The organism is Exiguobacterium chiriqhucha RW-2 (assembly GCF_000416965.1).
Taxonomy (GTDB): Bacteria; Bacillota; Bacilli; order Exiguobacteriales; family Exiguobacteriaceae; genus Exiguobacterium; species Exiguobacterium chiriqhucha.
In genome coordinates this window covers 28,058-51,997 of sequence record NZ_ATCL01000008.1, presented here as the reverse complement: position 1 = coordinate 51,997, position 23,940 = coordinate 28,058, and the positions used below count along the sequence as shown (strand labels likewise).

Annotated in this window: 31 protein-coding genes and 1 pseudogene; 20 read left to right on the top strand and 12 right to left on the bottom strand. The window is 49.5% G+C overall.

Annotated elements, in window-relative coordinates; translation table 11 throughout:
- Positions 1-3: 3 nt before the first annotated feature.
- The 3 genes from M467_RS17110 to M467_RS17100 all read right to left on the bottom strand — a co-directional run bounded on the left by M467_RS17110 (position 4) and on the right by M467_RS17100 (position 2,673).
- Positions 4-711 carry an ABC transporter permease gene (locus M467_RS17110; RefSeq protein ID WP_021065361.1) on the bottom strand — a complete coding sequence of 236 codons (708 nt, stop codon included), beginning with the start codon at positions 709-711 and terminating at the stop codon, positions 4-6.
- Positions 708-1,556, bottom strand: a complete 849-nt coding sequence (locus M467_RS17105) for an ABC transporter ATP-binding protein (RefSeq protein WP_021065360.1) — start codon at positions 1,554-1,556, stop codon at positions 708-710. Before M467_RS17105 ends, M467_RS17110 begins: the two co-directional genes overlap by 4 nt.
- 130 nt (positions 1,557-1,686) lie before the next feature.
- The gene (locus M467_RS17100) at positions 1,687-2,673 is read right to left on the bottom strand and encodes a LytTR family transcriptional regulator DNA-binding domain-containing protein (protein WP_021065359.1); all 987 of its coding nucleotides are present in this window, start codon (positions 2,671-2,673) and stop codon (positions 1,687-1,689) included.
- A 232-nt stretch (positions 2,674-2,905) separates the two neighbouring features.
- On the opposite strand from M467_RS17100, the gene M467_RS17095 reads away from it, so the two are divergent.
- The 3 genes from M467_RS17095 to M467_RS17085 all read left to right on the top strand — a co-directional run bounded on the left by M467_RS17095 (position 2,906) and on the right by M467_RS17085 (position 5,850).
- Positions 2,906-5,077 carry an ATP-binding domain-containing protein gene (locus tag M467_RS17095; RefSeq protein WP_021065358.1) on the top strand — a complete coding sequence of 724 codons (2,172 nt, stop codon included), beginning with the start codon at positions 2,906-2,908 and terminating at the stop codon, positions 5,075-5,077.
- 39 nt (positions 5,078-5,116) lie between these two features.
- Complete coding sequence (locus M467_RS17090) at positions 5,117-5,389, top strand: nucleotide pyrophosphohydrolase (RefSeq protein ID WP_021065357.1); 273 nt, start codon at positions 5,117-5,119, stop codon at positions 5,387-5,389.
- 242 nt (positions 5,390-5,631) lie between these two features.
- Positions 5,632-5,850 carry a hypothetical protein gene (locus M467_RS17085; protein ID WP_021065356.1) on the top strand — a complete coding sequence of 73 codons (219 nt, stop codon included), beginning with the start codon at positions 5,632-5,634 and terminating at the stop codon, positions 5,848-5,850.
- A gap of 62 nt (positions 5,851-5,912) precedes the next feature.
- Here M467_RS17085 and M467_RS17080 read toward each other — a convergent pair whose 3' ends face one another.
- Entirely contained in the window at positions 5,913-6,491 is a 579-nt protein-coding gene (locus M467_RS17080; protein WP_021065355.1) for a cysteine hydrolase family protein, read from the bottom strand.
- 146 nt (positions 6,492-6,637) lie between these two features.
- Between M467_RS17080 and M467_RS17075 the strand changes: the two genes are divergently transcribed.
- Positions 6,638-7,060, top strand: a complete 423-nt coding sequence (locus M467_RS17075) for an Lrp/AsnC family transcriptional regulator (protein ID WP_021065354.1) — start codon at positions 6,638-6,640, stop codon at positions 7,058-7,060.
- Positions 7,061-7,084: 24 nt separating this feature from the next.
- Here the strand turns inward: M467_RS17075 and M467_RS31560 are convergent.
- A pseudogene (locus M467_RS31560) lies at positions 7,085-7,393 on the bottom strand (DUF4279 domain-containing protein); the annotation flags it as partial.
- Between the two features lie 197 nt (positions 7,394-7,590).
- Between M467_RS31560 and M467_RS17065 the strand changes: the two are divergent.
- Positions 7,591-7,980: a hypothetical protein gene (locus M467_RS17065; RefSeq protein WP_021065351.1), complete on the top strand. Its 390-nt coding sequence runs from the start codon at positions 7,591-7,593 to the stop codon at positions 7,978-7,980.
- Between the two features lie 332 nt (positions 7,981-8,312).
- Here M467_RS17065 and M467_RS17060 read toward each other — a convergent pair whose 3' ends face one another.
- Positions 8,313-8,540, bottom strand: coding sequence for a hypothetical protein (locus M467_RS17060; RefSeq protein ID WP_021065349.1), 228 nt, complete (start codon positions 8,538-8,540; stop codon positions 8,313-8,315).
- Positions 8,541-8,965: 425 nt separating this feature from the next.
- Here M467_RS17060 and M467_RS17050 point away from each other — a divergent pair, with 425 nt between their 5' ends.
- The gene (locus M467_RS17050; RefSeq protein ID WP_021065347.1) at positions 8,966-10,006 is read left to right on the top strand and encodes a flavin monoamine oxidase family protein; all 1,041 of its coding nucleotides are present in this window, start codon (positions 8,966-8,968) and stop codon (positions 10,004-10,006) included.
- Positions 10,007-10,048: 42 nt separating this feature from the next.
- On the opposite strand, the gene M467_RS17045 is transcribed toward M467_RS17050, so the two are convergent.
- The gene (locus M467_RS17045; protein WP_021065346.1) at positions 10,049-10,480 is read right to left on the bottom strand and encodes a MarR family winged helix-turn-helix transcriptional regulator; all 432 of its coding nucleotides are present in this window, start codon (positions 10,478-10,480) and stop codon (positions 10,049-10,051) included.
- A gap of 14 nt (positions 10,481-10,494) precedes the next feature.
- Positions 10,495-11,700 carry an MFS transporter gene (locus tag M467_RS17040; protein WP_021065345.1) on the bottom strand — a complete coding sequence of 402 codons (1,206 nt, stop codon included), beginning with the start codon at positions 11,698-11,700 and terminating at the stop codon, positions 10,495-10,497.
- Positions 11,701-11,861: 161 nt separating this feature from the next.
- Here M467_RS17040 and M467_RS17035 point away from each other — a divergent pair, with 161 nt between their 5' ends.
- The 8 genes from M467_RS17035 (at position 11,862) to M467_RS17000 (ending at position 16,452) form a co-directional block, all read left to right on the top strand.
- Positions 11,862-12,317 (top strand): hypothetical protein, encoded by a 456-nt coding sequence (locus tag M467_RS17035; RefSeq protein ID WP_021065344.1) that lies wholly within the window; start codon positions 11,862-11,864, stop codon positions 12,315-12,317.
- 13 nt (positions 12,318-12,330) lie between these two features.
- On the top strand, positions 12,331-12,777 hold the full coding sequence (locus M467_RS17030) for a hypothetical protein (protein WP_021065343.1): 447 nt from the start codon (positions 12,331-12,333) through the stop codon (positions 12,775-12,777).
- An 81-nt stretch (positions 12,778-12,858) separates the two neighbouring features.
- Positions 12,859-13,314, top strand: coding sequence for a hypothetical protein (locus M467_RS17025; protein WP_021065342.1), 456 nt, complete (start codon positions 12,859-12,861; stop codon positions 13,312-13,314).
- A 2-nt stretch (positions 13,315-13,316) separates the two neighbouring features.
- Complete coding sequence (locus M467_RS17020; protein WP_144060642.1) at positions 13,317-13,799, top strand: hypothetical protein; 483 nt, start codon at positions 13,317-13,319, stop codon at positions 13,797-13,799.
- Positions 13,800-13,911: 112 nt separating this feature from the next.
- Positions 13,912-14,850, top strand: a complete 939-nt coding sequence (locus tag M467_RS17015; protein ID WP_021065340.1) for a DMT family transporter — start codon at positions 13,912-13,914, stop codon at positions 14,848-14,850.
- A 15-nt stretch (positions 14,851-14,865) separates the two neighbouring features.
- Positions 14,866-15,291: a DMT family transporter gene (locus tag M467_RS17010; protein ID WP_021065339.1), complete on the top strand. Its 426-nt coding sequence runs from the start codon at positions 14,866-14,868 to the stop codon at positions 15,289-15,291.
- Positions 15,292-15,297: 6 nt separating this feature from the next.
- A complete protein-coding gene (locus tag M467_RS17005) occupies positions 15,298-15,966 on the top strand; it encodes a Crp/Fnr family transcriptional regulator (protein WP_021065338.1) in 669 nt (222 codons plus the stop codon).
- Between the two features lie 12 nt (positions 15,967-15,978).
- Entirely contained in the window at positions 15,979-16,452 is a 474-nt protein-coding gene (locus M467_RS17000; protein WP_021065337.1) for a DMT family transporter, read from the top strand.
- Here M467_RS17000 and M467_RS16995 read toward each other — a convergent pair.
- Positions 16,449-16,652 (bottom strand): hypothetical protein, encoded by a 204-nt coding sequence (locus M467_RS16995; protein ID WP_021065336.1) that lies wholly within the window; start codon positions 16,650-16,652, stop codon positions 16,449-16,451. The genes M467_RS17000 and M467_RS16995 overlap by 4 nt on opposite strands.
- A gap of 78 nt (positions 16,653-16,730) precedes the next feature.
- On the opposite strand from M467_RS16995, the gene M467_RS16990 reads away from it, so the two are divergent.
- Genes M467_RS16990 through M467_RS16980 form a run of 3 tightly spaced genes read left to right on the top strand, consistent with a single transcriptional unit; the run spans position 16,731 to position 18,260 of the window.
- On the top strand, positions 16,731-17,222 hold the full coding sequence (locus M467_RS16990) for a hypothetical protein (RefSeq protein ID WP_021065335.1): 492 nt from the start codon (positions 16,731-16,733) through the stop codon (positions 17,220-17,222).
- A gap of 58 nt (positions 17,223-17,280) precedes the next feature.
- Positions 17,281-17,760, top strand: coding sequence for a hypothetical protein (locus M467_RS16985; protein ID WP_021065334.1), 480 nt, complete (start codon positions 17,281-17,283; stop codon positions 17,758-17,760).
- A 14-nt stretch (positions 17,761-17,774) separates the two neighbouring features.
- The gene (locus M467_RS16980) at positions 17,775-18,260 is read left to right on the top strand and encodes a hypothetical protein (RefSeq protein ID WP_031199769.1); all 486 of its coding nucleotides are present in this window, start codon (positions 17,775-17,777) and stop codon (positions 18,258-18,260) included.
- 191 nt (positions 18,261-18,451) lie between these two features.
- Here the strand turns inward: M467_RS16980 and M467_RS16975 are convergent, their stop codons facing one another.
- From M467_RS16975 to M467_RS16965, 3 genes are all read right to left on the bottom strand, one after another.
- A complete protein-coding gene (locus tag M467_RS16975) occupies positions 18,452-18,976 on the bottom strand; it encodes a hypothetical protein (protein ID WP_021065331.1) in 525 nt (174 codons plus the stop codon).
- A 13-nt stretch (positions 18,977-18,989) separates the two neighbouring features.
- On the bottom strand, positions 18,990-19,442 hold the full coding sequence (locus tag M467_RS16970; protein WP_021065330.1) for a LytTR family DNA-binding domain-containing protein: 453 nt from the start codon (positions 19,440-19,442) through the stop codon (positions 18,990-18,992).
- Positions 19,443-19,789: 347 nt separating this feature from the next.
- Positions 19,790-21,292, bottom strand: a complete 1,503-nt coding sequence (locus M467_RS16965; protein ID WP_021065329.1) for a phytoene desaturase family protein — start codon at positions 21,290-21,292, stop codon at positions 19,790-19,792.
- Between the two features lie 247 nt (positions 21,293-21,539).
- On the opposite strand from M467_RS16965, the gene M467_RS16960 reads away from it, so the two are divergent.
- From M467_RS16960 to M467_RS16950, 3 genes are read left to right on the top strand one after another with little or no spacing between them, the layout of a single operon-like run.
- Positions 21,540-22,178 (top strand): efflux RND transporter periplasmic adaptor subunit, encoded by a 639-nt coding sequence (locus M467_RS16960; RefSeq protein WP_021065328.1) that lies wholly within the window; start codon positions 21,540-21,542, stop codon positions 22,176-22,178.
- A complete protein-coding gene (locus M467_RS16955; RefSeq protein WP_021065327.1) occupies positions 22,175-22,858 on the top strand; it encodes an ABC transporter ATP-binding protein in 684 nt (227 codons plus the stop codon). The genes M467_RS16960 and M467_RS16955 overlap by 4 nt, the downstream gene beginning before the upstream one ends.
- A complete protein-coding gene (locus tag M467_RS16950) occupies positions 22,855-23,922 on the top strand; it encodes an ABC transporter permease (RefSeq protein WP_021065326.1) in 1,068 nt (355 codons plus the stop codon). The genes M467_RS16955 and M467_RS16950 overlap by 4 nt, the downstream gene beginning before the upstream one ends.
- Positions 23,923-23,940: the final 18 nt, after the last annotated feature.

The following is a 23,940-nucleotide window of genomic DNA, read 5'->3' as shown; positions in this document are numbered from 1 at the left end:
TTTTTAATCCGTCTGTTTCCGGTTATACATCACAATACTCCCAACGAACACAACGAGCGCCCAGGCAGACAAAATCACCAGCTCCAACCATGCAGCACCAAGGCCAGCACCCGCCTCGATTTGATGCGCGAGGTCGATCAAGACGATGTTTGGCAAGTACTCGAGGAGACCGATAATGGAGAAGCGGTCCTCGTACGCTAACAACATCGGAGAGAACGAGAAGAAGAAGAACGCCGGCATGACGATGAGCGAGGCTTCCATGACCGTCTTCGTCATCAATCCAAGAATCGTCCCAATCCCGATATAGAAGAACGTCGAGACGATCAAGGCGAGTGAGATGACGAGCAGGTTCGCAGGACTGTAACCCATGATGAAAGCGCATGCCGCGATGAGGATGAGCGTCGTCACGAAGGTGAGCGCGCTTTTCCCGAGCAAGATGTCGAGCGTGCTCGCTGGCGACAACATCAACCCGCGGAGCGTGTTCTTCTCTTTCTCTTCCGCGATTAAGGCACACTGGACGAACGTCGCGACGAGACTGAACGTGATGTTGATGACGAAGTACGTTACGTCGATGCCTCCTCCGCCGAGCTGTGAATAGAAGACGGCGAAGAACAGCGGCATGATCAACGTCGAGGAGACGAATAAGTTCCGCGACAAGTCTTTATAGTCTTTCTGGAAAATGGCGAGTGCCCGTTTCATTGAAAATGTCATGATAATTTCCTCCCCGTCACTTCAATAAAGATATCCCCGAGCGTCGGCTCGTTTGAATGGATGGCCGCGATGTTTTGGTCGCGCATCTGTGCATGGAGCCAGTCGGCCCCGTCTTTTCCTTGTTTCAAGTCAACCGTTTCCCCGTCATGCAGTTCGACGCGCATCGAGCCGTTCGCGTATTTTCGGCGCAATTGTTTTGGGGCGTCGAGCAATTGAATTTCCCCTTGATGCAAGAACGCGACGCGGTCGCACAGTTCCTCTGCCTCGTTCATGTCGTGTGTCGTCAAGAAAATCGTCGTCCCTTTTGCCTTTAATCGTTCAATCCCTTTATAAATGTGGCGCGAATTGACCGGGTCGAGCGCGGAAGTCGGCTCATCTAAAAACAACAATTCCGGTTCATGTAATAACGCTCGGGCCAGTGTCACCCGTTGCAGCATCCCGCGTGATAAAGCGGAGATGCGTTTTTTGCGTTCCCCGGCCAAGTTCACCGTTTGCAGTACTTCATCAATTCGGGTGCGTGGTTCGTCGTATAGGTCGCAATAGAGTTGCAAGTTTTCTTCGATGGAGAGACGCGTATACAGTCCGCTGTTATCGGTCAATACGCCGATCCGCTTCCGATACTGTTCTTGTTTCAACTCCGAGACCGGGACGCCGAACACGGTTGCGTCACCTGATGTCTGAGCGAGTTGGGACGTCAAGATTTTGATGGTCGTCGTCTTCCCCGATCCACTCGGTCCAAGGAAGCCGAACACTTCTCCCTTGCCGACAGAAAATGTCACGTCGCGTAACGCCTCTTCATTGCCGAATAGCTTTTTTAATCCGTTCACTTGAATGATTGAGTCCATTCTCGTTCCTCCTCGTCGATGTCGTCTTGCTTGCTTACATCATATCGAGAGGGAGAGGTGGGCGCATTAGAATGGCGGTAAATGGCGCTTTTTGAGGAGCGAGTGGAGTGAATGAGACGACGAATGGAGCTTATTTGAGTCCGATCATCGTCTTCAATTCGGCCATTTTCGTCTTCGAGAGTGGGATGGTAGTCTTCGCCGAATCATCGAGTACGAGGCTGAAACTGTTCTTCGTATAGGTGATGACTTCCCGCACTCGTTGAAGGTTCACGATGTACGACCGATGACAGCGGAAGAAGCCGTACGGTGTCAGACGCGTCTCGAGTTCGTTCATCGTGAAGACGCTCGGGAACTGCTCGGACTGACTGTGCAATACGGATTGTCCGTCCTGGCTCTCGATGTAGTCAATTTCCGGCGGATCGAGCAAGACGATTTTCTCATTCACTTTCGTTGGAATCTTCTCGAATCGGACGTGCATCACGTCAGGGGTGATATCTTCGTTCGCATCTGGTTCATCCGGTTCCACGTCGAGTAGTCGCAAATGTCGGTGGTCGATGCGATAGACGGTCGACGTGACGAACAGGGCGCTCTCCATGTTGCTCGTCAGAAGCAGGATGGCTTTTTGTTGCTGCTTCAGTTGCATCAAGACGGTCGCGAACAAGTGCCGTGTCTCTTGGTCGACGTTTTGATCTGGTTCTTCGAGAACGTAAATGTCTCGATTATGTAAGAGCAGCGCAGCATATTGGACGCGCCGGACGAGAGACAAGCTGAGCCGGTTCAATCGTTTGTTCCGATATGGGGTGAGTTGAACGGTTTGCAGGACGATATCCAGCGATTCCGTCGATTCGTAAAGCGTGTGCGTAAATCGCAAGTACTCCTCGACAGTCAGCCGGTCATACAATCCGTCACGAATGGAGAAGACAGAGAGCGTACGATTCGCTGTATCGATGGTACCGGAGTAGTTCGCGTGCGAGTCAGTCAATAATGCGAACAATATTTCCCGGGAAGTGACGCCGCAGTGGATGGCTGCGATTTCACCTGGATTGATGGTGAACGAGATATTTTCAAGGATGAGCGTGTCTTGTTGGCGAACAGAGACGTTGTCGAACGTAAACACCGAATCCCTCCCTTTTTAGTTGGAGTATACCATTTATGAACCTTAATAAAGAAAAGCTTTGGAATGCAGATTGTGAAGACTCAAAACATACTTCCCTATAAAAAATCATACCGATTGAACTCCTAGTTATATCACTCACCTTAGAGAATTTACCTTTTTTATGAAAAGTGAAAAGTTGATAAGTATAACATTTGGTAAAATGAGGATATCAAATAATGTAGGGGTGTAAGGCATGAAGGCGGTTTTAGAAAATGAGCAGCAACGACTTGATCATTTCTGTATGGTCATTGAATCTCATCTAAATGGGAAGACAGCTGGTGACAAACCAGGTCTTGAGTCAAGCGACTATGAAATGATTGACATGCGGGGGCATTCACGTCAATCAGAAAGTGCACAGGAACGACAACGTTACAAAGACGCGCTGAAAGAGTTGTATTCATTCACATTCGTGATTGAGGATGAAGGTGAAGAAGAGATTTATCCGGTCGGAAAGTTTGGAGTGGCGCACCCTCGTTCACCTGAGATTCCGCTCGTCCTAGATTGGCGAAGTGAGATGGCGATGCGTGCGTCCATGTTTAACGGGGAAACGATTGAGACGACAGGTGGTGATATCGTCGGGATGACTCAGCTCGAGCTTGATCGAAGACAGCGACGTGTCGTTCAGGCAAATCATCGTCGTGCTCCAAAACGGCAATCGAGCTCACTGACAAAACGATTTACCGAGCAAATCAAATCGACATTCAAAAAGCCGTCGACGGTGGCTGACGTCCCACAACAGAGTTTTATGGAGCAAGAGTTGACGAAGAAACAAAAAGATCGCTCTATCGACGGATTCATTGCGACACGGCAAGCCGAACAGAACCACATCATCCAGGCGCCAGTGAATACATATATGATTGTCCAAGGGGCGGCCGGGACCGGAAAGTCGTTGACGGCGCTGCACCGTATGTCTTATTTACAGTATCAAGACGAACGTCGGAAGATGCTTTATTTAGCTCCGAATGAGGCGACGATTCATCAACTATTGAAGGACGCGGAGCATTTACAAATTCAATCGGTGTCGACGATGGCGTTTGATGAATGGTTAAAGACAGGGTCGTCTAAAGACTTCACCGCGAGCATCGTTCAAGAACTCCTTCCGTTATATCAAGGGCACGATCTATTCGAATGGGCGGATGCGGCAATTGAGGAGTGGTACGACGACGTTGCTGTGTTGCTTCGACGATATGAGCCGATTAAAGCGTTAGGGGATTTACACGAGCGGGCGTTAGCCATTTGGTTTGGACAAGAACGACCAGGTCCTGCACAAACAGAACGCATTTTACAAATGATGCGCAGTGAGTCTGAACGAACAGCTATCTTGAATAAAGAGAAGTATGAGAACGAGCTAATTACGGATATGCAGAGATGGAGCGGGGATTTAGATTCGACGAAAACTCGCACGCTTGAACAGATCATGCAAGAAAATATGAAGCGCCAACTGGCCCGTGAAAAACGAGAGCATCTTCGATTAATCGACTTTTGGAAGAAGACGACCCAGCTGGAGGCTGCGACGATTTGGTCAATCATGAAGCAACCTGGCCGTCTTGTTTATCTCAAGAAGACCCAGTCAGAAGAACTGTTAGAGATGTGGCACAAGTTGAAACGTCCGACTGAGCTCGACTGTTTCTTCTGGATGTATCTTCATTACGAAACGAACGGATATCCGGACAAGTGGAGTCATCTTTTTGTCGATGAGGGACAGACGCTTCGACCACTCGACATTTTCGTACTCGAGAAGCTGTGTCACGGGATGACGGTGTTTGGTGATACGCTCCAAAGCTATCGATCGCTCGAAATGGCGTCATGGGAACCAGTTAAAACACATGGAGAATCGAATTGGACAATCGAGTACTTAACAAAAACGTTCCGTACGGCGAAGCCGATTGTAAAAGTAGCGAAAGAAATTTTACATGATGCAGGACACGACACATCGTGGATTGATCCATTTGATCGGACAGGAAAACCTGTCACTTATTTACGCACGAAAAAGAGTAACGAATTAAGAACTCTACTTCGACAATGGCAGAATGAAGGATTTTCAATTTGCATTATTACACCGACGATGGAACGAGCTTCATTCCTTCATTCTAAATTACAGCTCGAGACTCAATTGATCCGTTCGGAGACGACAAAGGTCAATGATCAAATCATTATCTCAACAATTGATTATCTTCGTGGGATGGAATTTGATGCGGTTCTTTTACTAGATGTCAATGAAAGTACCTACCCGGAAGACGCCAAGGAAGCTAGACGGTTATATGTTTCATTAACTCGAGCATTGCATGAAGTAATTATCCATACGACGAATGAATTTTCACCATTGTTAAGTGATCAACGCCAACGGCTTGTCATTAATCGTTGATAAAGTGAGACAGAAGAGTTAAGGAAAGAAGGAAGCCAAATGAACGAAGTACAACGATTGATGGATAAAGTGATTGAATTCCGAGACGAGCGTGATTGGGCGTTCCACCATAACCCGAAAGACTTGGCGTTGTCGTTATCGCTTGAGGCGAGCGAGCTTTTGGAGTTGTTCCAATGGGTGTCGAGCGAAGAAGCGCTCGAGACGAAACACGTCGAGATGAAAGAAGAACTCGCGGATGTCCTCATCTATGCGCTGACGTTCGCCCATGCAGCAGGGATTGATGTGTCGCAGGCGATTGAAGAGAAGCTTTAGAAAAATGCGGTGAAGTATCCGGGTCCGCAAAAATGAGTGGGGAGCTCGAATTGAATATCCCATCGGATCAATTTATGATTCCTTGCCATTTAATTGGATAGAATTTCTCACCTCGCGTCGCATCGGAGAAAACAGGAATTCAATTTTATAAACAAACGGAAGTCGGGGAGATTGAGCGCGTAGGAAAATGGATTGCTACGTACGGCAATGCGTCATTTGAACCACCACTGGAATTTCAACAAATGGAAAATCCGTATGTCGGACTCTTTTGGATGGTGGACACACTTACGGAACATATCGATACCCTTCGTTCTTGTGGAGCCGATAATATCTATATCGATTTAGGTGTCGTTTATCACCTTGATGTGAAACTAGAGTTTGAACCTGATTTCTTGATGAAACTTGCGAACTTAAAGATTCCATTTTTAATTAGTGGCTATAAAGAAGAGGTTGCTGAATGACGTTACAGGAACTAGTTTGATAAGGGCAGTATTAACACTAAAAAAAGCAGTACAGCCCGTTACTAGGCCTGTACTGCTTTCATCTGAATCATCGCGATAACCTCATCCGTCGTTTGGATGGTCGCGAACTCCTCGTTCAAATTGGCGAGGGACACGTCATGGATGACATCCGCCAAAATCAACGAACCGCTCAATGAACGACGGTCGAACGTCGCTGTCGCATCGGATACAACAATCGGTCCAAAGCCAAGATTACCGGCCATGCGGGCGGTCGTCTCGACACAATGGTTCGTGATTAATCCCGTGACGATAATGGATTTCGCTTGATACGCCTCTAAAAGCTCTTGCAGATTCGTTCCGATGAAGGCGCTGTTGACTTGCTTGGTGAGGATTGTGTCTTGTTCTCGTGGACGAATGAAGTCTTGGAACAAATGGCCATCCTTCTTGAAGTAAAACAAGGATTCAGGCACTTGTGAGACGTGTTGGACGTAGATGATTGGCTGATTGGCCTCTTCCCAAGTGGTGATGAGTCGTGCGATGTTGTCTTCACACATCGGATTGTTCCGATTGCCCCAACTCGGATCGTGAAACGCTTGTTGGACGTCGATAATCAATAATGGTACGACTGTGTTTTGATTCATGATTGTTTCCCCCTCTTCAACGTTATGTTAAGTGTAGCGGGGAGGAAGGCTTGATTACATAAGATATAAACGGAGTTATGCGTTTGATTCCTTAAAATGAACGGAAGTTTGGAGATACAACTTACGATTTGAAAGTGGGGACTGAAATGGACGAAATTGATCGACATATCGTCAGCTTGATGCAGGGGAACGCGCGGATTTCTGTCACGGAGCTCGGAAAGCGGATTGGCTTATCAACACCGGCTGCGAATGAACGGTTGAAGCGACTCGAAGAACGTGGCGTCATCACAGGATATCGTGCCGTAATCAATCCGGAGAAACTAGGAAAGCATGTGACGGCCTTCATTTTATATGACACGACACGGTGTGAAGCGTTCCGGGAGTTTTGCCGACAACAACCTAGCGTGATGGAATGCCATCGTCTCGCCGGTCAGTACAGTTATTTGGTCAAAGTGGTGACGGAAAACGTGCGCACGCTCGAGACGTTCATCGATGAATCGATGGCATACGGCCAGCCGTCGTCACTCATCAATCTGTCGTCGCCAGTTCCGTTTAAAGCGGTCGAGTGAAGGCGGAAGTGATTCGAATTTAAGTCATGAATGGTCCTCTTCATACGGGTTCGAATATAAATCAATGTCAAACTCGGCACGAATCCGATGGGCGAATTGAATCGTCTCCAAATCAAATACAAGCGACGGTGCTTGACCGTTTTCCATCACGATTACGATGGTGAATTTCGCTCGGATGTCGTCGTACGCGCTATAAATGTCATCTAAAATTGTTTCTTTGCCGCAAAGTTGAGCAATGATGTGTTGCAGCTGATTGTTCACATCAAATGAAGGCTGATAGCCCGTACCGAGTGACCACGATGTATATTCACGAGGACGAGACGAGTAGGTACTCTTATCGCCTCGTTCAAATGTTTCGGTAGGGGTTAAGCCGAGACGAAGCGTAACGTCTTCTCGATTGAGAAATCGTCGGCTAGCAGTTGGAAATAGACCAGGACTTCGGTTTTTGCAGGATTCATGAACATCCTCTTTTCTTTGTATGAAAGTCTATTTGAATAGTAACGATGCAATCGTAAGAAAGGAATATGAATATGACCCAACGTGAACGGTTCGAACAACTCTATCACTCAGGAAAGCGGTCGACCCGACAGGCGGCGCTTCTGTTTTCATTGGTCACGGGCATTGGATTCATTTTATTGATGAGCGAGGAACGGCTGCTCGCTGAACTGATTTGGTTTGTACTTTTGGTTCCTTCCATCTTTCTCGTTAAGATTTGGGCAGGGACGAACACGTTACTGCGATTCAACTCATCCCCTGAATATACGCGACTAGTTCGCCTTGAGTTTTGGGTGACGATGGGCCTCTATGGGATTGGATGGATTATGTCATCTAAGATTGATCAACAGCTTGCGAAGATTGACCCGGAACATGTGACGCACAAAGTGTATGAGCGTGGGAAAGTAGGATTCTTTCCTAAATGAAGGCAGTCAAAAAGGAGTAGCGCGCTACTCCTTTTTATGATGTTGATCGACCTGTAATGCGATCGACTAGTCGTTTTGCTTCAAGCAGGGACATGCCATGAGTCTCCCGCAAAAACTTCACAGTCGGAATCACGCCAATCGTGTCTACTTTTTCTTTTACGGACGCGATAAATTCATCATCTTGCCCGAAATGGCTCGATACGAATTATCTTTCGTCGCAATACACTTATATCTCTCGCTTGTTGGACGATGATATTGAGAAATAAGGCGTTCATAATCAGCGAGGCGATTAACATGATTGTGCTCCAATCCATTCAAACACTCCTTTCGGATTAACGGCGAGTCTCTAACGTCTCTTCAATTCGATCCAGTCGGTCGATTAACGCATTCATCTGTTCTTGTTGATGCAAGGCGGTTAGTTTCTCAAATTCGATTTGTGCGTTGGCGCGTTGCTCATAACGATTCATGAATCGTACGATTGTCACAATGAACAAGATGATGACGAGCAACGGGAGCAGTGCCATAACTCCCTCGAGCAATGAGAATAATACTTCCTCCATGTGGTTTCCTCCTTGTGTGACTCTTAGATATTACGATTTCAAATACGATTTGGTTTCATCGAGCGGAACGTATCCAGGCTTGGTCCGCCTTCGTCTGACGTCCGAGTCAAAATAATGAAATGGTGTGTACATTCCTAGTGGGACATAGTACGAAACAAATGTTTTCAAGTGAAATGGCAGTGGAATTACATCAGCTAATATCATGACCGTCACTGGGGTCACCATGACAAATAATGCAAATGTCATCATCACTTCTGTTTTGATGAACCGATGCAATATGAGCATCAACCAAATGAACGGGAAATAGAAATAATAAAAGAATCGATTCACATCGTAACGTCCTTTACTGAGCGGTGCGCCCAAATTATGTATATCCATCTTTTTCAGTATAATAGGAACACCACGTACAAAGAAGGAGCATTTTCATGAATCCATCAATTGCGATTATCGGAGCGGGCGTGAGTGGGCTGTATGCCGCGTCGCTCCTCATCGAGAAAGGCTATGACGTCACCGTGTTCGAGGCGCGCGATCGCATCGGGGGACGGGTGTTAAGCCATGACGGTTTCGACCTCGGTCCGACCTGGTATTGGCCAGAGACGGAGACGACGATCACCCAACTCATCGAACGGCTCGGTCTCCCGACGTTCACACAATATACGGCCGGTGATTTGATGCTTGAGCGGCAGTTCGGTGTCATCGAACGCCATACGCTCCCGCCAGGTCACACCGTCCCATCGATGCGACTCGTGGGTGGAATGATGACACTGACGACAGCGCTTGCTGCCACCTTGCCTGACGGAACGATTAAACTCGAGTCGACCGTCACCTTGATTCAACAGACAGAAGACGAGGTCTCCATCGAACTCGAAACAGGGCGATCTCAAACGTTCAGTCATGTCATCCTTGCCATCCCGCCACGACTCGCATCACGCATCAGCTTCCAACCAGAACTGTCTGAAACGACGAAGTCGAACCTAGCAAACACGCCGACCTGGATGGCCGGGCAGGCGAAAGTACTCGCCGTCTACGACCGCCCGTTTTGGCGAGATAATGGTCAATCTGGTCAAGGCATGAGCTGGGCCGGAGTGTTGCAGGAGATTCATGATGCCTCGCAGCCGGGCGGACTTGCGGCGTTATTCGGCTTCTTTCGGTTGTCTGCTGCCGAACGTTCGGTATTCGATCAAGACGAGCTGAATCGTCGCGTCATCGATCAACTCGTGCGACTGTTCGGGGAAGAGGCGCGGCAGTCACGTGATGTCTTGTATATGGATTGGTCGAGTGATCGTGACACGGCAAGCCCGCGAGATGCCCAGCCATTGACCGAATTCCCGGTCTATCAGCCGATCGCGCTCGACCCAGCTTGGGAAGGACGACTCTCACTCGCCGGGACGGAGACGGACTCCTTGTTCGGCGGTCATATCGAAGGCGCGCTCCGTGCAGCGGAACGTGTCGTCGAGAAACTCTAACCAAAAATGCGTATCCTCCCGAGTCGGGACGATACGCATTTTTCATTTGAACTTTTTAATCATCAGCGCGAGTGAGCGATTGATCATCGTCATCTCGTCATCTTCGAGCACGGAGAACATCTCTTCGGCGAGCCGTTCCTCGATGGCATCGATTTGTTTCGAATATGCCATACCGATTGGACCGAGACGGATGAAACTCTCACGTAAGTTGTCCGGATTCTTCTCTTTTTGGACGAACTCACGTTGTTCGAGCACTTTGAGCACTTGGCTGACCGCACTTTTCGAGATATTCATCTTCGTCGCAATCTCGGTCGTCGTCCATGTGTCTTGTCGTTTGAACAGGAGTAACATCTGCTCTTGCTGGTAACTGAGTTCGAATTCGTTCAACTCGGTAAAGTATTTGGTGAACAACAAGTCGAGTTCGTCAATTTGACGGTACATCTCGATGACTTGCTGTTTGCGTGTGTCGTTCAATCGTCGTTCTCCTTTCATCGCGTGTCACGGAACGTCTGGCTCCGCACGTATAACACGATACTGAATACTAATCCGATTATACCAAACGAGATGAGTAACGTTTGAATCGGTACGGCAAGAGCGACCAAAATCGAGAGGACGGCGAACGCGATCGGTTCTAATCCGGATGCAGCGAGCGCCATGATGCTCATGACGCGTCCGATTTTGTCGTGGTCACTATGTTCTTGCATGAGTGTGACTGTCGGCAAATAGACGAGCATCAACATGAATCCGCTCGCGGCCGCAGCCAAGGCAAGGAGCGTGATGGACTGCGCCTGCGTATAGAGGAAGAAGGCCCCAATCGTCAAAAACAGGACGCGGAAGACGAAACGTCCACGATGGACCGAGCGGAACAAGAGGACGAGAAAACTTGCCACGAACGTCCCGACAGCAAGTCCACCTTCAATCAGACTCAAGTCAAACGCATTCCCGCCTCGTTCACCGACGAGAATCGGGATACTCATGATGAGCGGTCCCATGACGAACAAGTTGACGATGGCGATGGATAACGTCCCGCTCCGTAAAATCGGCGTGCTCGAGACGTAACGGATGCCCTCTTTTAAGTCAAAGATGACATCACCGAGCGACATGGCACGGGCGAGCGGGATCGAATCGCGAATCAAGCGCGGCATGATCAGGATAGCCGCAATGAAAATCAAGACAGCTGCCGTCCCGAAGCTGAGCCCGAAGCCGCCCCATGTGAGTAAAGCCCCGGCGAGGAACGGACCGAACACGAACATGAGCTCGAGCGTCCCTTGGAAGAGCGAGTTGGCACGTTGCAGCTCTTCTTGTTTGACGAGCGACGGAATCAAAGAAGACAACGCCGGGTAAGACATGCCGTCGAGGAGTCCGAACACGATGGAAATCATAATCAAGGCGAACACTGAATATGCGTCCGCGAGATGGAGCGCAACGACCGCGACCATGAGAAGACCTTGCCCGAGGTTCGTCAAAAACAAGAGCCGACTCTTTTGGAATCGGTCGGCGAACACGCCTGCGAATACCATCATCACGACACGCGGCAACGAGACGGCAGTCATGATGATCCCGAGGAGGGCGGGTTGCTTCAGCACATCGATCGTGAGCCACGATACGCTCAGGAAGAAAATCGAGAAGCCGAGCGTGAGCGTCATCCCGGATAACCACGTGAACACGAAACGTGTATTTTGTAGCAAATTCATAAAGAAAACCTCAGTCTTTCTATCTTTTAATATAGTTAAGTTAACTAAACTATATAGTGAAGTGACTGGTTCGTCAAGCGAGGAGGCTATTACAAGACAATTGTAAAAAAACGGAACTTTTTTTATGGTGGAATCGTATAGTGAGATAAGAGGTGAATGAGATGAACAAACATCAGCGTTTAAAAGAAATGATTAAAGGTAATCGAAAATCGCTTCTCATTAGACTCGGTTTTGCGATTCCGATTGGCGTATTGCTCTTCTTCTTTCTACAAACCGAGACACAATCGCTCATATACGGAAGTTTGATTATAGTGTCGCTGTTAGCGTACGGCGTGATAATTAGGCGGGAAAGTCGATTCATGAGCAGTTTCACAGACCACATTCGAGCGAAGCGGGTCATCCACATTCAATATGTGTTCGACTACATGATGGTTGTCTTCATATGTTTGTTTTTCCCGTTGCTCATGAAGATAGAAACCATCAGCTGGGTCCCATTCTTCATCTTCTCCCTAACGGCATTGGCGCTGGTAATTGTCGAACGGCTGCTCGATGAGAAAGTAAAGTTGATTGATCCTGAGCAACCGACGCGTCGCGACGTCAAACGAGAAAGTTTTTAAGGAGTGGAACTGAATGACCAAACAAGAACGCATCAACGTCATGTATAAAAAGAATCAACAGTTGGCTTGGGCTCGCAGTTTCTTGTTGATCGTGATGCTGCTTTGTGTGTTTTCGATTCAAAGAAACGACTGGTACATCGTGGGCGCTGCTAGCAGTCTCGTATTGATTGGCGCCGTGCTTAGTTATGAAAGCCGCTTCGTGAAGAGTTTGACGAGCAAGAACGAGGCGAAACAAATCATCACGAAGCAATACGTGTACGATTTTGTAGTGATCCTACTCATTGTTTTCACGTACCTTTTGACTGGACGACTCGGGGTGACGTGGTTTTTACCTGTCTTGGTAATCGGCTTCGTTCTCGCAATCCACCGCATTCAACGAAATCTCGACAATCGATTGACGCGTGAAGACCCGGAACACCCAATCCGTCGCGACATCAAACTTAGTAACGTCAAGGACTGAGGAGGTATTTAGTTGAACAGAGAAGCCCGGATTGAAGCGTTGCCTCAACGGAATCAATGATTAGAAAAGGAATGGAATCGTATGACGAAACAACAACGGATTGACGAAATGAATCGATATCGTGAGCAAAGGAAGCGGCGACGAGACATGCTGTTCGCCCCTGTCCCTGGACTATTGTTTGTCATGTTGCTCGCGGATCACATTTGGTGGGTTGGCTTAGGGTTGATGGGTTTGTTCGCCAGCGGTTCAATCGTGTATTTGCTGAAAGAAGGGGAGGCGTTCGCTCGTCTATCAGATGAAAACGGCGCACGAGTGGCGACGCAAAACGTCTACCGGATTTTAGGCGGGTGGTACGTCTTCATCGTCGGTAGCGTGGCGAGTTATAAACTGGTGGCCCCTTGGTGGACATGGGTTCTCGTCATTGGGATTGCCGTCCTGCTATCCCTTCTGTATAAACGCTTCAATGAAACTGTCCAAAGCGCAGATGCAGCCCAACCGGTCCGCTCTGAATTGGCAACGGCGAATGGGTTGATATGAACATGCTGACGAAACAACAACGAATCGAGCGATTATTCGCGCATGAGGATGCGACGTGGCACTGGCGCTACTGGGGACTTTTCTTCAGCCTGATCGCTGTCGCATTCATCTCGTATCAGACGTCGATTTATTTACCGCTCATCCTGTTTGCAGTGTATTTGCCCCAATTGTGTGTCGCGTGGTGCAAGACGAAAGTGTTGCTGACATTTAATCCGGATCCTCGCTATCGACGTTGGATTTACAGTGATTTCATCGTCGAATGGTTCATTTTTTTGCTGTTTATCTGTCTGCTCGCTGCACATCACACCGACCTTCTCACGGTTTGGCCACTCCTGGTCATGTTGGTGACTGGTACGATTGGCGAGTTACTGTTTTCATACATGGTCAACCGAGTGGTGCTGACGTTTGATACACATCACGTCACGAATCGGATGTTCAACGAAGCGAAAACTGAGCGCCATACACACCAAAAAACGAGTTCCTGATAGTCGGAACTCGTCTTTTTTCACATTTCAGGACATCGGTCCTTTATGCTAAAGTGTGTGGGGAGTAAGCTTAACACGTACACAGTATATAGAGAGAATCGAGGAAGAGACTATGTTAGCCATTGTAATTGGACTCGTCATCGGGATTTTGTTACCGATGCAGACGAGCGTGAACTCGCGTCTGCGCACCATCGTCGGGTCACCGTTTGTCGCGTCGTTCCTGTCGTTCGCAATCGGGACGACGTTTTTAACACTTACGTTACTGCTCACCGGGCAGTCGTTCGGGATTGAATCATCCATTTTCCAAGGAGAACCGCTTTGGATGTGGTCGGGTGGTTTGTTAGGGGTAATCTTTTTAACGGGGAACATCCTCTTGTTCCCGAGACTCGGGAGTGTCCAGACCGTCATCATGCCAATCTTCGGACAGATTTTGATGGGGCTCTTGATTGACCACTTCGGCTGGTTCAATTCAACCGTCAATGTCCTCACACCGTGGCGCGTGTTCGGGGCCATGCTCGTCTTGCTCGGTGTCGTCGGGACGGTCGCGCTCACGGACTGGATTAACCGTCGCCGTGGTAAACTCGTCGCCTCATCGCAGACGGGAAACGGCAATTTGAACGCTTGGCGCCTCGTCGGAATCGGGACCGGTATGATGAGTGCGACACAGACGGCCATCAACGGTTATTTGGGAACGGTGCTCGAATCGGCCTTGAAAGGGGCCCTCGTTTCGTTCGTCGTCGGGACGGTCACGTTACTGCTCATCTTGCTCGTCTTGCGGCCGAGCGTCGAATGGTGCGGGTTACGTGGTCAGCCGTGGTGGATTTGGCTCGGCGGGATCATCGGGGCACTGTTCATCGGCGGGAACGTCTTAATCGTGCCGATGGTCGGGACCGGCATCGCCGTCGTCATCGTCATTGTCGGCTTGCTGTGCGGAAGCCTGCTCATCGACCGTTTCGGTTGGTTCGGGGCCGCCAAGAACCCGGTCACCGGGATTCAACTCGTCAGTTTACTCGTCATGGTCATCGGAATCATGCTGATTCGTTTATCATAAGGAAGGAGAGACATCATGCGCGGAGTACTGTTCGCCATCAGTGGCGGCTTCTTTTTAACGCTACAGAGCGTCGCCAACGCACGCATCAGTTCAAGTATCGGGACGTGGCAGGCAGCGACGTTGACGCAATTGACGGGTTTCCTTGTCGCGCTCGTCATCATGCTTCTCGTCCGCGACCGGACGTACGTCCACATGCGTCGCGTCGAGCCGCTTTATTTGTCAGGGGGCGCGTTCGCTGCGTTCATCTTGTTCAGCAATATGACAGCCGTGCATGAGCTCGGTGTCACACTCACCATCTCGTTGTTCTTGATTGCCCAGCTTGCCCTCGCGCTCGTCATCGACTGGCGCGGATGGTTCGGGATGTTGCGCCGTGACTTAAACCGGACGCAACTGCTCGGGGTCGTCATGATGATTGTCGGGATTCTCGTATTGAAAGGATGACGTGCGATGGAACAGATTGACCGTTACATGAAGCGATATGGGCTGGATGAGGTACTCCCATCAGCTGTACGTCCTCAACTTAAGCTCGTTCGTTATGCGACGGGAGAGGCGATTTGCACCCAAGGCGCTAAGGCCGAGCAGCTCCACTTTCTCGTCAGTGGAAAGATTCGGGTGGCCCACACGTCAGCGGCTGGAAAGCGGCTCGTCTTGTCGTTCAAATATCCACTCGACTTGATTGGAGACATCGAATACGTCCGCCGCACGCCGTTCTTGAACACGGTCGAGGCAGTCACGCCGGTCGAGATGATTGTCGTCCGCTTCGACGATCTCGCGCGTTATGCCAAGGATGATGTGAAATGGCTCCACTATTTGTTGGAAGGCATCACGAAAAAGTTCGAGATGAAGTCGCAGTCGATGAGTTTCAACTTGTTTTACCCGGTCGATGTGCGGCTCGCGAGCTATCTGTTGTCGATGACACCGGAAGAGACGACGCTCGGGTCGACCGTCGATGAGTTGACCGATATCGCCGATTTGATTGGGACGAGCTATCGCCACGTCAACCGGACGCTCAAGCGTTTCGTCGAGCAGGGATTGATTGAACGGGATCGTCGATCGATTGCAATCATTGATCGCGCCGGATTGCTTGCTGTTGCTGGGGAGAGCATTTATGAATGAGGAGGACACATCATGGCACTTGGGATGATGCTCGCGGTCATGGGCGGCATGCTCGTCTGTGTGCAGAATACGTTCAACGCCAAAGTGAAAGAACAGGTCGGGGCGTGGGCGACGACGACGCTCGTGCTCGCCCTCGGATTCTTGGCATCGCTACTCGTCGGATTGATCAGTGAGGGAATGGGTCTGTTCGCCGTCACGGGGATGGAGACGTGGTATTGGTTCAGCGGCATCATCGGAGTCGGTGTCGTCATGAGTGTGACGCAAGGCGTCCAACAGCTCGGGCCGAGCCACGCCATCTCAATCGTCATGGTGTCACAAATCCTATTCGCGCTCCTATGGGACACGCTCGGCTGGTTCGGGCTCGAAGCCATCCCGTTCACATGGAAGACAGCGATTGGCATTGTGTTGATCGTCGGCGGGGTGTTGTTATTCCAGTTGAGTGGGAATAAAGAGACGGCCCATCAAAAAGTAAAACAAGTCGGTTAAAACGATTTACGACAAATATGACATGTCTGCCCGTGTTCCTGCCGTTTGATGACGGTTTGGCAATGCGGGCATTTTGTTGTGAGCGAGGCGCGTGGTTGAACGGGTGAACGGTCGCCGAACGATGACGGATAGATGGTATAAGAACGGGTTACGATGAATCCGGCGATACCGAGCAGGACGACTAAAATGAGAATATCCATCGAAATACCTCCTAATTATTGGTATGCTACTCTTATGTACGGTAAACGGTCCGAATTGGTTTCAAGGAGGAACAAATTATGATGACGCGAGAAGAACGAATCGAGCAGTTACAGAAGCGCCCGAAAAAAGGTGCGTTTAACTTGTTATGGGCCGCCGCAGCTGGACTAGGAGTGGGATGGTGGATTTACGCCAATGCGTCGTTGCAGCTACTGGCAGTCTTATCCTTTCTGATCATGACGGCTGTCCCGTTTAGTGTTGTCACGTGGCAGAAGACACGTACACTTTTGACATTCAATGAGCATCGCTCTTACCAACGATTGATTCGGGCGAAAGGCGTCATCGCGATTGCGATGTTATGGGGGTTGCTTGGTCTGATGTTTGCACACATATCCGGATTCTTCGCATTGTCCGTGTTCAGCGGACTGTCGGTGATGTTGATTGCAGGCATGCTAGTAGTTGAGACATGGCTTGATACCCGCTTGCTTCGGATCGATCACGAGCATGTCGCGGATAGCTTGATTAGCTTCACGAAACGGGAGCGGTTGAAGCGAGGGTGGGACAAAATGTGAAACCTGTTACCTTCTTCTTTCGTAAAAGAAGGTAATGAGATTAAATGAGGGGGATTTGATGTGTGATCATGACGTAAGGCTAGAACGGATGCTTGAGAACGACCAGAAGCGACAAAAACAAACGTGGTATCCGATGCTCGGTTTCCTGGCGCTATTTATCGTTTATTTTTGGGTGACGGACGTCCTCTTGCTGCTGCCGATCATCTTGGCCGGACAGTTGCCCGTGCTGTATAAAGGGTGGCACCGGATGAAGTTGTTGCTCACCTTCAACGAGGATGCTTCCTACCGACAGAAAGTACGATCCGAATTCGGATTGGCCGTCGGGAACCTCGTATTTCTTTTGCTAGTGGTCGCGAGTACTATGTTAGGCTGGATCACGCTCCTCACGTTCTCCATCGTCATCATCGTTGGCCTCATCACGTTTTTGACACTTCGATTTCGAATCGATCGCGAGTTGAAAGACATTGATCCGAACCATGTGACTGCGACTGAACTCGGTGAGGCACAAATCGAACGTGAAAAAAGAAAGTCATCATGATGGGAGTCCTCAATATGGTTAATAAACATGAACGATTAAAACAAATGGTCGAGAACGACCGTAAAGTGAACCGGACAGCACTCCTGCTCACGTTCGCAATTCTAGGAATTGCCTTTTACTTCATCTTCACGCAAGAAATCTCGTTATTGACGTTTGCCGTCATCATCATGGCGACGCAGCTGCCAAGTCTCTATCGGGCATGGCATCGAATGAAGTTGCTGATAACTTTCAATGACGACGCGCGCTATCAAAAGTTCGTGCGACTCGAGTTCGGCATCGTCCTCGCGAACATTATTCTGCTTGGCATCTTTATCGCCATCGCTTGGGCGATTGAAGGGTCGCTCGTCATCTTCGCGATTATGCTGCTCGCTCTGTTCATCCCATTCATCTTCTTGTCAGTGTGGGTGAACCGGAAAATTGAGTTGATTGATCCGGAGCACGTGACGAACCATGAGTTGCGGACGGCGCATCGCGATGAAGCGAAACGCCAGCTTAAATAAGGAGGAGTTCGATGGATATGCGAGTATTAGACATGTTGTGGTCGCTTGGTAATTATGCTGTCATGTTAGGCGTAATCATTTTCGTGCTTAAGCTGATGATTGGAACAGCGAACAAGCAGAACTGAATAGAACCAAAAAGCCATAAAAATCGAGAGCCTCGACTTTTATGGCTTTTTATATTGATTGCAGATTCACTGCCCCTCTACTACCTGTATTTTAAACACACCTGTGCCCGAACGGTTAGTCAACAAAGTGATTAAAATCAAATCACCTTTCGATAAGTCTGATAGAGAGAGTGTCTCCTCTTGTTTGTAAATAGATACTTGTTCATCAAAAATCTCATATTCCATAAGGGTTTGATTGTATTCATCGTTGAGAACGCTACCTTGAACTGCGATCCGATTGCCTTCGATTTCTTTGATTTCGGCATAATAGGTTTGGATATCGGACGGAGTGAGGACCCAGGCATCCTCCTCATACGCTTTGTACGCATGGGTGTATCCCGCAAAGTAACTAATCAATACACTAATCAATAAGACGATGATTGATAGGATTATAGTCATCTTATAAGGTGGGACCATCGGAGAACGTTTTCTTGCGTTTCCGTTTAGCGCTTGATTAATATGCCGCTTATAGGCCTGAAAATAAAGCGAGACAGTCACAATAAACATGAATAGAACGATACATGTTGCGATGACGTAAATGGGGATACTCATGGATTCGTCTCCTTCAAATATGAAAATGATCTTTGAAAATATGGTAATAGCTTCTTGTCACATCAACACGTTTTCCGTTCGTTAAGGTAAGGATAAATTTTGAAGAAAGCGTAGGCTTGATTTGTTTGATTTGATTGGTTGCGATCACCACAGAATTACTAATTCGTAAAAAAGACGTCGGATCAAGCGAACCGACGAGCCGATATAATCGATCAGTGGCGAGATAAATTGATTCTTGCGTTTGAATCTCCACTGTATGACCGAAGGACTCGATACAAATAATGTCCGTGACCGGTAATACGGCCCGTGCATTCGTATCCTTCTCTCTCACGGTCAAATGCTGGATAAAAGGAGTGGATGTACTCAGGACCAGGTCGGCTGAATCATCTATTTCAATTCCTCTTTCCTCGAGCAAAGATTTAATCTCGTCATAGCGCTCGCTACTAATATCGAGCTTGATTTTCATGCACTAACCGCCTTCCTATACGAAAATCCACATATTTGAAATTAGTGTAGCAACTAGCTCTGGGCGCATCAATACAAGATGAACACTTTACAGAAATATGCGCACAAGTTACATCACAGAGGTCTGAGTTCTATACACAAAATAGATATATTACTTGATTAGTAGTATTTCGGCACGATAAAACCCTATGGATGAATACAGATTGTTTATTTCATCTGCTTCTCCATAGGGTGTTTTAAATTAAGATATAATTTGGCTTCGTTAGGCGAACATGCCCACCAAGATTCCGCAGATGACCATGCCAATCGTATAAAACTTGAAGCGATGACGTTCCCAAAACGAGTCGGTTATTGGGTTGTGACCCCGTCACGCTTCGCAATCTTATCGCTTACTTGCTGGCCGCTCAACGTCACCATCGGCATGCCGCCGCCGGGATTGACCGTGCCGCCGACGAAGTAGAGGTTGTCGTACAGCTCGCTCTGCTTCTTATGCTTGAAGCCGCCGTTTTGTTTCTTATCGGCGACCGTGCCGTAAATCGCGCCTCGATCTGAGCCGTATGTGCGCTCGATGTCATGGGGTGTCCAGACGTCGCGTGTCACCGTATGTTCCCGCAAACCGTCCAAGCCCATCCGTTCGAGCTTGTCGAGGACGCGCTCTTCAAACGCGGCGTACTGTTCTGGTGTGAACGGGTTGTCTTGGATATACGGAATATGCGGCAAGATCTTGATATTCTCGTGCCCAGGCGGTGCCTGTGTGGGGTCAGTCTTATTGACGTTCACCAAATAAATCGTCGGATCGTCCGGCAACTCGTGCTGCTCGAAGATCTTGTCCATCTGTTCATGCAAGTTCTCCGAGAAGAAGAAGTTGTGGTGGCCGAGCGCCGGATACTCTTTGTTCACGCCGAGATGGAGCACGAAGCCAGAACTGGCCGGCTCATATTTTTCGACGAGCTTGTCGACGAATTGGTCATCCGCTTCGACCATCTTTTGATAGAACGGGATGACTTCCATATTCGAGACGAAATAGTCAGCCGAGCGGAGCCTTCCGTCCTCAAGTTCGATGGCCGTCAGTTGACCATTCAGCGTGTGCGCGCGGACGACGCCTTGACCGGTATGGAGCTGGACGCCAATCTCTTCCGCGAGTTTCGTCAATCCTTCCGCGAGTTTATGCGTGCCGCCTTCGACGTACCAGCAGCCTTGGGCGTGTTGCATATAAATCATCATGTTGAGGACGGCCGGCGCGCTGTACGGGGATGACCCTACGTACTTGACGTAATATGACAGCATCGTCCGTAAATGCGGGTTGCTGATCCGTTTGGCGATGCCGTCGTACATCGTCGACGTCAAATCGAAGCCGAACAATGTCGCGAACAGACCGTTCTTCGCGACCGCTTCGCGCGGGGATTCGAATCCTTCTTTCAAGTACGCCTTCTCTGTCGTGTTATAAATCCGCTCGGCATATTTCAACAGCTCACGATACTCATACATGTCTTTGCGTGACAGTGTCGGATTGGCGCGCTCCATCTTGTCCAAGTCATGATAGAGATCGAGCACGGTGCCGTCCGGGAAGAACGAGCGCCACTCAAGGTCGAGCCGTTTGATTGGCACGTAGTCTTCCATCCGCTTGCCGCTACCTGCGAACAGTCTTTCGAAAATCTGCGGCATCGTTAAAATCGATGGTCCGAGGTCGAAACCGAAGCCGTCTTGTTCGAGCCGGTTCACTTTGCCACCAATATGGTCGTTCTTTTCGTATAAGGAGACGTCGTATCCTTTTTGTGCGAGTGAGATGGCCGCCGAAATTCCCCCGAGCCCTCCACCAATCACAATCACAGACTTGTTCACGTTTTGCATATATGTCTCGCCCTTCTTCCACCATGTATTTTTTATTAGATAAGTATGAAAGCGTGATGATCTACTCTAACAGTTTGCCATCACGTCTCTTATTCCCTGCTTCGTGATGTATGAACACGCATATCGCGCTTGAATGTACAAAAAAAACTCGACATGCAGTCACCGAATGGAGATTGTCTTGCCTGTTTATACTTTGTTTACATCTTCTGATTATCCTTTAGGTACAACCAAAAGGAGGAATACACAGATGAAACAGAAATGGAAATGGGGCCTCGGGATCGGGGTATTAGCCATCACATTAGGGGCAGGCGTCGCGTTGATGCCACAGTCGGTCGACTATAAGACAGAGGCCGTATCGGTCGAGACGATTGAGAACGTGTATACGTTCGCGGGACAAGTGACGAGCGTCGAGGAGAGAACGGGGACGTTGTTCGTCGATGAACGAGATGTCGGTAAAGTCGAGGAAGGAGATCCACTGACGATTTATGTGAGTGCGCTCGATCGCGAGGTAGATGGAACGATTGAATCGATTGCAGACGAGGCGGAACCGATGACGACACCGGGCACATCGGCACGGTATGCGATGGACGTCGAACTCCCTGAGATGGATGGCATGCGCAACGGGATGGCGCTCGAAGGCTCCGTCGTCGCTGCCCGTGCCGAAGAAGTGGATACGCTCTCGCTCGACAGCATCACGTTCGAAGAGGAAGACGCGTACGTCTACGTCGAAGGAGACGACGGTCCGGTCAAACGACAAGTCGAACTCGGCATCACAGACGGGAGCCGTGTCGAAATCAAGGATGGCTTGGACGCAGACCGCGTCTTGTTGCTCGATGAAGCGGCGAGCGGCGGCTTGATGCCTCCACGAATCGGAGGTGCCCAATGACTTTAATCGAAGTAGAAGGGCTCACGAAAACATACGGGTCGGGCGACAATGAGCAGACAGTCTTACGTGGGATTGACCTCGAGATTCAAGAAGGGGAATTTGTCGCCATCCTTGGGCCTTCCGGGTCCGGCAAGTCGACGCTCATGAACATTCTCGGTTGTTTAGATGGTTATACGAGTGGGCGGTATCGATTCGGGGATAAGGACGTGACAGGACTATCCGAGACCGAGCTATCGTTGTTTCGCAACAAACAGATCGGGTTCATCTTTCAACAGTTCAATCTGTTGCCGCGCCTATCGGCGTACGAGAACGTCGAGTTGCCGCTCATTTACCAACGGAGCTCGAAGGCGGACCGCCAAACGCGCACGAAGCAGATGCTCACCCGCGTCGGACTCGGCGACAAATTAGACGCCTTCCCGAACCAACTGTCCGGCGGGCAACAGCAGCGGGTCGCTATCGCGCGGGCGTTGGTGACGAATCCGTCGCTGTTGTTGGCCGATGAGCCGACCGGTGCGCTCGATCAGGCGAACGGGCGTCAAATCATGGAATTGTTCCATGACCTGCACGCCGAAGGGAAGACGATTATCATGATCACGCACGACATCGATATCGCGAGAGAGGCGACACGGATCGTCCATGTGCGGGACGGGAAGATTGAAAAGGAGGAACGGGTACGATGATTCGAGAAAATATACGCATGGCCTGGCTGACGGTCATCAGTCATAAGATGCGTTCCTTCTTGACGATTCTCGGAATCGTCATCGGGACGGCGTCCATCATCGCCTTGATGACGATCATCTCCGGGGTGACCGATTCCATCAATGAAGAAGTGGCGACGTTCGGGGCGGATCGGATGACCGTTCAAATCGAAGACGCGAGCAAGAGTGGCGTCAGCGTCGCTGAACTCGACCGGCTCGAAGCCATCGACGGTGTCCGCTCAGTTTCACCAACGACGACCCAACAGACGGACGTTTATGTGACGGGCCAGACGTCGACGCAGTCAGTAATCGGCAAGAGCAATTCCTATTTCGATGATTCCACCGTCGCGACCGGTCGTGGTCTCACACCGGTCGACGTCTCGCAACAGACGCATGTCGCCTTGCTTGGGGACACGCTCGCACCGTCATCTGAATTTTCGATGTCGACCGATGAAGCGGTCATCATTCCGGTGACGACGGCACTCCAACAGTTTCACCAAAACACGATTGCGTCATTCGATATTTACACCGAAGCCGGACAGTCGGAGACGGTGAACGAAGCGGTGACGCAACAATTGACGACCGCTTTCAACGGCCGAGACACGTTTACCGTCACGAGCTTTGAGGACGCGCTCGCCTCGATTGATCAAATCAACGCCTTGCTTAGTATGTTGCTCGTCGGAATCGCCTCTATCTCACTCCTTGTCGGTGGGATTGGCATCATGAACATGATGCTCGTCTCCGTGACGGAGCGGACGAGCGAAATCGGCTTGCGTAAAGCGTTAGGGGCGACACCCGGCAAGATTCGCCAACAATTTTTGTTCGAGTCGGTGCTGTTATCGCTGCTCGGCGGATTCGTCGGTGTGGTCGTGGGTGGACTGCTCGCATTCGGGTTGACGCTCGTCATGGGTGTGCCGTTCACACTCGCAAGTTCGACGATTGGGCTCGCACTAGGATTCTCGATTCTCATCGGCGTTGTCTTCGGTTATATTCCAGCCCGAAAGGCGTCGAATTTACAACCGATTGAAGCGTTACGAAACGCATAAGGAAAGCAGGGATTCACG

Bases quoted from the DNA above. Each gene is read 5' to 3' on its own strand.
- M467_RS17110 (WP_021065361.1), bottom strand. From the start codon at position 711: ATGACATTTTCAATGAAACGGGCACTCGCCATTTTCCAGAAAGACTAT.
- M467_RS17105 (WP_021065360.1), bottom strand. From the start codon at position 1,556: ATGGACTCAATCATTCAAGTGAACGGATTAAAAAAGCTATTCGGCAAT.
- M467_RS17095 (WP_021065358.1), top strand. From the start codon at position 2,906: ATGAAGGCGGTTTTAGAAAATGAGCAGCAACGACTTGATCATTTCTGT.
- M467_RS17090 (WP_021065357.1), top strand. From the start codon at position 5,117: ATGAACGAAGTACAACGATTGATGGATAAAGTGATTGAATTCCGAGAC.
- M467_RS17085 (WP_021065356.1), top strand. From the start codon at position 5,632: ATGGAAAATCCGTATGTCGGACTCTTTTGGATGGTGGACACACTTACG.
- M467_RS17080 (WP_021065355.1), bottom strand. From the start codon at position 6,491: ATGAATCAAAACACAGTCGTACCATTATTGATTATCGACGTCCAACAA.
- M467_RS17075 (WP_021065354.1), top strand. From the start codon at position 6,638: ATGGACGAAATTGATCGACATATCGTCAGCTTGATGCAGGGGAACGCG.
- M467_RS17065 (WP_021065351.1), top strand. From the start codon at position 7,591: ATGACCCAACGTGAACGGTTCGAACAACTCTATCACTCAGGAAAGCGG.
- M467_RS17060 (WP_021065349.1), bottom strand. From the start codon at position 8,540: ATGGAGGAAGTATTATTCTCATTGCTCGAGGGAGTTATGGCACTGCTC.
- M467_RS17050 (WP_021065347.1), top strand. From the start codon at position 8,966: ATGAATCCATCAATTGCGATTATCGGAGCGGGCGTGAGTGGGCTGTAT.
- M467_RS17040 (WP_021065345.1), bottom strand. From the start codon at position 11,700: ATGAATTTGCTACAAAATACACGTTTCGTGTTCACGTGGTTATCCGGG.
- M467_RS17035 (WP_021065344.1), top strand. From the start codon at position 11,862: ATGAACAAACATCAGCGTTTAAAAGAAATGATTAAAGGTAATCGAAAA.
- M467_RS17030 (WP_021065343.1), top strand. From the start codon at position 12,331: ATGACCAAACAAGAACGCATCAACGTCATGTATAAAAAGAATCAACAG.
- M467_RS17025 (WP_021065342.1), top strand. From the start codon at position 12,859: ATGACGAAACAACAACGGATTGACGAAATGAATCGATATCGTGAGCAA.
- M467_RS17020 (WP_144060642.1), top strand. From the start codon at position 13,317: ATGCTGACGAAACAACAACGAATCGAGCGATTATTCGCGCATGAGGAT.
- M467_RS17015 (WP_021065340.1), top strand. From the start codon at position 13,912: ATGTTAGCCATTGTAATTGGACTCGTCATCGGGATTTTGTTACCGATG.
- M467_RS17010 (WP_021065339.1), top strand. From the start codon at position 14,866: ATGCGCGGAGTACTGTTCGCCATCAGTGGCGGCTTCTTTTTAACGCTA.
- M467_RS17005 (WP_021065338.1), top strand. From the start codon at position 15,298: ATGGAACAGATTGACCGTTACATGAAGCGATATGGGCTGGATGAGGTA.
- M467_RS17000 (WP_021065337.1), top strand. From the start codon at position 15,979: ATGGCACTTGGGATGATGCTCGCGGTCATGGGCGGCATGCTCGTCTGT.
- M467_RS16995 (WP_021065336.1), bottom strand. From the start codon at position 16,652: ATGGATATTCTCATTTTAGTCGTCCTGCTCGGTATCGCCGGATTCATC.
- M467_RS16990 (WP_021065335.1), top strand. From the start codon at position 16,731: ATGATGACGCGAGAAGAACGAATCGAGCAGTTACAGAAGCGCCCGAAA.
- M467_RS16985 (WP_021065334.1), top strand. From the start codon at position 17,281: ATGTGTGATCATGACGTAAGGCTAGAACGGATGCTTGAGAACGACCAG.
- M467_RS16980 (WP_031199769.1), top strand. From the start codon at position 17,775: ATGGTTAATAAACATGAACGATTAAAACAAATGGTCGAGAACGACCGT.
- M467_RS16975 (WP_021065331.1), bottom strand. From the start codon at position 18,976: ATGAGTATCCCCATTTACGTCATCGCAACATGTATCGTTCTATTCATG.
- M467_RS16970 (WP_021065330.1), bottom strand. From the start codon at position 19,442: ATGAAAATCAAGCTCGATATTAGTAGCGAGCGCTATGACGAGATTAAA.
- M467_RS16965 (WP_021065329.1), bottom strand. From the start codon at position 21,292: ATGCAAAACGTGAACAAGTCTGTGATTGTGATTGGTGGAGGGCTCGGG.
- M467_RS16960 (WP_021065328.1), top strand. From the start codon at position 21,540: ATGAAACAGAAATGGAAATGGGGCCTCGGGATCGGGGTATTAGCCATC.
- M467_RS16955 (WP_021065327.1), top strand. From the start codon at position 22,175: ATGACTTTAATCGAAGTAGAAGGGCTCACGAAAACATACGGGTCGGGC.
- M467_RS16950 (WP_021065326.1), top strand. From the start codon at position 22,855: ATGATTCGAGAAAATATACGCATGGCCTGGCTGACGGTCATCAGTCAT.